Below are 5,609 nucleotides of genomic sequence, written 5' to 3'. Positions count from 1 at the left end.
TGTAGAGCTTAAGTGCTCAGACGATCAGTCTTCATGGATGGAGCGCACTTATGAGCCTCCCCCAGACCAAATAATAACCAACATTCGGATCAGGCACTTACTGGACGGTCAACCGATAAGCCAGTTCGCAGTCGAAGCGCTTGACACTTTCTTCGTAGATGCTGTTGTGGAAGGGTTTGACCTGGTTACAGGATCCTGGATACCAGTAGAGCCGACACTCGTAGAGGCGAGACTTGAAAGATACGATGAAACCGGGGTGTTTGAGCAGATTTCGGACAGTCAGGTCTTCGCTCATCCAGACGGTTTCTTTCGGCTTCTTCAAAAATGCGACGCTCCTCCCGGAACATACTATCTAAAGACCACCGCCACAGTCGGGGAGATAACTCAGATTGAAAGAATTAAGATAAAAGCTAAGGTAATTATCTGACCGCCGGAAGGGCGGTTAGTTTTGGAGGTATAACATGAAGAACACAAGAGGATATGAGGTTCGAAGGGTAGTTGGACTTCCTGAAGACGATGACAGAGTGGACGTGAAGATCGGAGACATAGGAGATGTGGCCAGTGAAGATACTCTGGGATCGATCCTTCAAAAGCTTGTTGACGTAATAACCGAAAACGATGAGATTAGGGCAAAGATCGTCGGCGATGTGACAATCGAGAGTGTCGAAGTAGATAGAGTGCAACTCATTGATGCAGATGGCAACACACTGGTTTTCACCGAAGGCGGCGAGATAAACTTCATCGCTACGGACGGGAAGATCGCGACTCTCGGAACCACAACAGACGAGGCAACCGCCGAAACAGTCATCGGGCTGTTGAAGGCCTTGAAGGCAAAGGACTACGCGACCGAGACTACGCTCGACACGCTAAAGACATTTCTTGAAGTTCTCGGAACTACCGATGACGCCGATACATTGGCCACGATGGTCGGCTTGCTCAAGAATCTCAAAGGAAAGGACTTTGCCACAGAGACGACTCTTGAAGCCGCGAGAGCTTTGCTTGAGGCTATTAAAGGTACAGACGGTGTCAAAAAGATAGTTGACAAAGTGGACATTAAGGTCGCTGATGGCGATAATGTAGCACTCGGTTCTACCAGTGATACTTCCGCAAATACTACCGTGATAGGCAGACTCGAGAAGCTCATTGCGGATCTCTCTGCCCTTTCGGCTACGAAAACCCTTGCGGATCTCGAGACCGCCATCGAGGGTGTGACCGATTCCATAGAATCTATGCAATACGGAGGGCTTCCTGTCTCCGAGATGCGGACTGATGTGGTTTCTACTTCCACCACCCCGGCCGAAGCAAAAGGCGGGGTAACAGCATGGAGCGGTCAGAGGATCATACATATTCTCAACCAGGGCAGCGTGAACATCGAAGTGCTCACGGATGATGAAGCGACATATGGCCAGATCGTCTTCCCCGGGGACGTCTATCAGGATGTCGTGGATGGAGTGATCTACGTCATGTCCGCCTCTGCAGGAAGCGCGAGAGTGACTGAAAAGAGGTATGCGTCATCATGATTAAAGTATCTGCGGTTCTTCTAGAAGGGAATGTCTATGAGCTGGCCGTTAAGGACGTCAACAAAGTCCTAGACAGAAGAAAGGTAATTGCGAAGAGCGAAGAGGAAGCGCTGAAATATGGCCAGGTGTTTCTGTCCGACTTTTGCGAGAGAACGAAAACAGACCGAGAAAGTGTCGGTCTTTCCGCGAAGAGTGCAGTTCCTCTGGGGTTTGTGAACGGGAAACCGTATTTTGAGATCCTCGAGGACGGCACTCCTGTCTTTGAGTGGAGAGACGGGAAACCCGTGGTTGGGTTCGTGGAATACGCCGTCTTCGGATTTGAAGGTACTTCTCCGATCGTGGGATATGAAAAAGGCACTCCGATCTATCTGGTTCGAAGTACCGAACCTCCCAAAGAGGTGGTGAAGGATGAGAAGATATAAATCTCTTTCGTACCAGCGATTCGGAGACCTGAGATCGCTGGCAAGAGAAGTGGACATGAAATCATTCGAATATACATTCGCGACAGATGACGGCTCTTCGTCGGTGGCGGTGTATATCCCGAGATTCACTATTCCTAAAGGGATTGGTTGGGAGAGCGGGGAATTCCCCGGTGACGATCTCCATCTTGGCGGCTTCTGGTTCGATAAGTACCAATGTAGCCACAAAGCTGCCACAGACTCTTCTCGGGGTATTGGAACCGGCCCGACGATCTCGCCGGGATCCACAACAGATGTAGCGGTTTCGCAGTACAGAAAAGTAGTATGGACCGACATAGACTGGTACAACGCGAAAACTGCTATCGAGAACAGATACACGGATGGCCGCCAATGGCATATGGTAACTATGCGCGAATGGGCCACAATCTGTTTTCTCGCCAGATGGCTGGTGGGAGACAACCTGCGTGGGAACAATTCATGGGGAAGAGATTATCGGGATCCAGACAGCCCTGAATACTATGGAGAACTTGACCCCGTTCAGCCGGGTTATAGCGGGTATGCTATTTCCAGAGTTCTCGCTGGAACAGGGCCGGATACGTGGTTTCACAATGGCAAAAAGAACGGAATCTGGGGAATAGTCGGCAACGTGTACCAGTGGAACGACTTTCTTGTAACCGACGGTGTTTGGGACAACAATGGCGCTTCTGTGTGCGTGATTCCGACTGGCTGCATCGCGTATCTGGACGGAGCGATCGGAACGGACGACCCAGTGACGATCACATATAAGAACTTGTTGAACGGTCCCGGGGCAGATGGTTTTGCGGTTGACAGAACGGTTCAGATCGACGTTGAAATAATGATGATAACAGGCGTCGGGGAAAACACCATAACGGTATCAAGAGGGGCGTCTGGCTCTTCGGTGGTTGCGCACAGCGACTCTGCTGCGGTGATGATGCCCGGAACAGGAATGGTTTTGGCTTCGCCAACATCAAGTCCCTACTATTACGCGTGGTTCAAGAAGCTCCGTACCGACTACCCGGATTTGGCGCTTCCATCGGATGTATCTGGAACGAGTGAATGGCTGGATAGAACCTACTGGCGCCTTAACGCTACCCGTGCGGCCCTTCGGGGCGGGTGCTGGTACAATGGGTCGTATGCCCAGGCTGGCGTGATCATGGGCCTCTACGACGAGCCTGCGACCCGGTACAGCAACATTGGCCTGCGCGCTGCTTTGGCAGATGAAGATCTGGAATCTGGATCCTGAAGGTCTGAAGGACGAGCGATAGCGAGGCAATAGCATGGAGCCGTTGAAAATAAAGCAGAAGATCGAAGACATGATTGCATATGCTTACATAGTTTTGGCGCAATTTCCAAAAAGCGAAAAACACACTCTGGCAGCCGAGATAAAGAGATCTATGTTCAGGTTACTCGAGTTAGTGATCGTCTGCAACAAAAAGTATTTCAAGAAGACCACCATGCAGGAACTCGACGTGGAACTGGATGTTCTGAGGAGTTACGTGCGGTTGGCGGTTAATTTGAAATTTGTACCATTGAAAAAATACGAGATATGGGCTGGCTACTTGACCGAAATTGGAAAAATGATCGGTGGGTGGATGAAGTCTATAAGGGTCTGAATTGTTTCTGCGTGCGGCCCTCCGGGGCGGGAACTGGAACAATGGGTCGAATGCCCGGTCGGGCTTGATCTTGAACCTGAACAACGAGCCTACGAACCGGAACAACAACATTGGCCTGCGCGCTGCTTTGATAATCGCCAGAAGAAGAATGCTTAAGGGCATTCTTTCAGAGCAAATGCCAAAGGAATTCAGATCCTCGCTTATAGCGAAATACGAGAAACGCCGGTGGAGAGCTAGTAGCGAACCAACGTTCTCCGCTGTTTCTATGGAGGTATATGTGAAAAGAGCCAATAACATATACGAGAAGGTCTACAGTTTTGAGAACATCTATCTTGCGTATATCAAGGCAAGAAAGAACAAGAGATACAGAGAAGATGTACTCGAATTCACGGACAACCTTGAAGCGAATCTTATCACCATCCAGAACGAACTCATCTGGAAGATGTACTCCCCAGGGAGGTATAGAGAGTTCGTTGTGTGTGAACCGAAAAGGCGGATAATCCAGGCGCCAAGCTTCAAAGACAGGGTCGTTCAGCACGCACTGTGCAATGTTATTGAGCCGGTTTTCGACCTGCGATTCATATGTGACAGTTATGCGTGCAGAAAGGGAAAGGGCACTCATGCGGGCGTTGAAAGAACCATTTACTTCTTAAGGAAGCTGGCGGGATCTTCATCCAGAACATATTGTCTTAAAGCGGATATCTCGAGCTATTTTCCTTCGATCGACCATACTGTTCTAAAGACGCTTCTTAGGAAGAGGGTCTCCTGCGAAGCCACGCTATGGCTAATAGATACAATCATTGATAGCAGTTCATGCGGATGTACCAGAGGGATCCCGATAGGCGCCTTGACGAGTCAACTATTCGCAAACATTTACCTTAATGAACTGGATACTTTTGTCAAGCATGATCTTCGCGCGAAACACTACGTAAGATATGTAGATGACTTCATAATTCTGGATCACAGCAAACAGAGACTCCGGGAATATTTAAGCGAAATAAAAGGTTATCTGGAAGACCGGCTAAGGCTTGCACTGAATCATAAAACCGGAATATTTCCAGTATCGCGTGGAATTGATTTTCTCGGCTATCGGATCTGGGCAGATAAACTCCTGCTGAGAAGAGCAAATATCCGCAGAAGTAAGCGAAGACTTCGAAAACTGAGGGTTCTTTATGAAGACGGGGCAGTGAAACTCGAGAAGCTTCGTTCATCAGTGGCGTCTTGGCAGGGGCAATGTAAGTTTTCAAAATCGTACTCGGCCATGCAAAGAGTAATTGATTTTGCGGGCCTTTCGGAGGTGTTCAGGTGAAAGACAAAATTGCTCATGCGGTGTTTGGATGGATAATTTCCCTTGCTCTTGGCGGCCTATTCCAAAACGTTGTGATCGGTTTGTTGGGTGGATGTCTGGCCGGAATCATTAAAGAAGTTGTCTGGGATAAGTGGTTGAATAAGGGGACTCCAGAGCTTCTTGACTTCGTCGCAACGTGTATAGGCGCCATATTAGGGCTGATTATGTTGCTGCCCGCGAGATTCTAGTTTTGGAGGTGGGAACAACATGGGGGGCAAACATCCGATGGAAGAATGTTACTTCCTTCAGAATAAGCAAGGCTTTGAGGAACAAATCATACAAAAAGTGACAGAAGCGAATAAACGGCAGATAACCGAAATGAACAAAGCTCAAGACGAAAGGATTGATGAAAGGCTGGACAGAGTCGAAGAGAACATAAAAGAATTCATGCAAAACGGCTTCTACAAGAAGTTCATGCAGGATGTATGGGAGATGAATCAGAAGCTAATAGAGAAGGCTATGGAGAACTCTTTCGGAATCAAAGCCAAGAAGATAGAACTCTGGAAAGCGATCGGACTTGCTTTGCTCGGAGCGTTCGGAATAAAACTGCTCGATCTCCTGGCAGGACTTATGGGGTGATGTCATGATAGCGCTTGAAGATATAAGAACCTGGGTAAAACAGAAGTCGGCGGATCCTCAAATAGAACCCGAACTTCTCTTCGCAATTGCTAGCGTTGAGTCTTCGCTC

Annotated in this window: 7 protein-coding genes; all 7 read left to right on the top strand. The window is 48.7% G+C overall.

Annotated elements, in window-relative coordinates; genetic code table 11:
• The first annotated feature begins 461 nt into the window (after positions 1-461).
• A complete protein-coding gene (locus tag ENN47_07605; GenBank protein HDP78034.1) occupies positions 462-1,520 on the top strand; it encodes a hypothetical protein in 1,059 nt (352 codons plus the stop codon).
• Positions 1,517-1,942 carry a hypothetical protein gene (locus tag ENN47_07600; protein HDP78033.1) on the top strand — a complete coding sequence of 142 codons (426 nt, stop codon included), beginning with the start codon at positions 1,517-1,519 and terminating at the stop codon, positions 1,940-1,942. The genes ENN47_07605 and ENN47_07600 overlap by 4 nt, the downstream gene beginning before the upstream one ends.
• Positions 1,929-3,203 carry a hypothetical protein gene (locus tag ENN47_07595; GenBank protein ID HDP78032.1) on the top strand — a complete coding sequence of 425 codons (1,275 nt, stop codon included), beginning with the start codon at positions 1,929-1,931 and terminating at the stop codon, positions 3,201-3,203. The genes ENN47_07600 and ENN47_07595 overlap by 14 nt, the downstream gene beginning before the upstream one ends.
• A gap of 34 nt (positions 3,204-3,237) precedes the next feature.
• Complete coding sequence (gene avd / locus ENN47_07590) at positions 3,238-3,573, top strand: diversity-generating retroelement protein Avd (protein ID HDP78031.1); 336 nt, start codon at positions 3,238-3,240, stop codon at positions 3,571-3,573.
• 265 nt (positions 3,574-3,838) lie between these two features.
• Positions 3,839-4,882 carry an RNA-dependent DNA polymerase gene (locus ENN47_07585; GenBank protein HDP78030.1) on the top strand — a complete coding sequence of 348 codons (1,044 nt, stop codon included), beginning with the start codon at positions 3,839-3,841 and terminating at the stop codon, positions 4,880-4,882.
• Positions 4,879-5,109, top strand: a complete 231-nt coding sequence (locus tag ENN47_07580; protein HDP78029.1) for a hypothetical protein — start codon at positions 4,879-4,881, stop codon at positions 5,107-5,109. The genes ENN47_07585 and ENN47_07580 overlap by 4 nt, the downstream gene beginning before the upstream one ends.
• Before the next feature lie 37 nt (positions 5,110-5,146).
• A complete protein-coding gene (locus ENN47_07575) occupies positions 5,147-5,500 on the top strand; it encodes a hypothetical protein (GenBank protein ID HDP78028.1) in 354 nt (117 codons plus the stop codon).
• The last annotated feature ends 109 nt before the right edge of the window (positions 5,501-5,609 follow it).

The organism is Mesotoga infera (assembly GCA_011045915.1).
In the GTDB taxonomy this organism is placed as follows: domain Bacteria; phylum Thermotogota; class Thermotogae; order Petrotogales; family Kosmotogaceae; genus Mesotoga; species Mesotoga infera_D.
This window is presented reverse-complemented; position numbering and strand designations above follow the sequence as displayed.

Bases quoted from the DNA above. Each gene is read 5' to 3' on its own strand.
- ENN47_07605 (HDP78034.1), top strand. From the start codon at position 462: ATGAAGAACACAAGAGGATATGAGGTTCGAAGGGTAGTTGGACTTCCT.
- ENN47_07600 (HDP78033.1), top strand. From the start codon at position 1,517: ATGATTAAAGTATCTGCGGTTCTTCTAGAAGGGAATGTCTATGAGCTG.
- ENN47_07595 (HDP78032.1), top strand. From the start codon at position 1,929: ATGAGAAGATATAAATCTCTTTCGTACCAGCGATTCGGAGACCTGAGA.
- avd (HDP78031.1), top strand. From the start codon at position 3,238: ATGGAGCCGTTGAAAATAAAGCAGAAGATCGAAGACATGATTGCATAT.
- ENN47_07585 (HDP78030.1), top strand. From the start codon at position 3,839: ATGGAGGTATATGTGAAAAGAGCCAATAACATATACGAGAAGGTCTAC.
- ENN47_07575 (HDP78028.1), top strand. From the start codon at position 5,147: ATGGAAGAATGTTACTTCCTTCAGAATAAGCAAGGCTTTGAGGAACAA.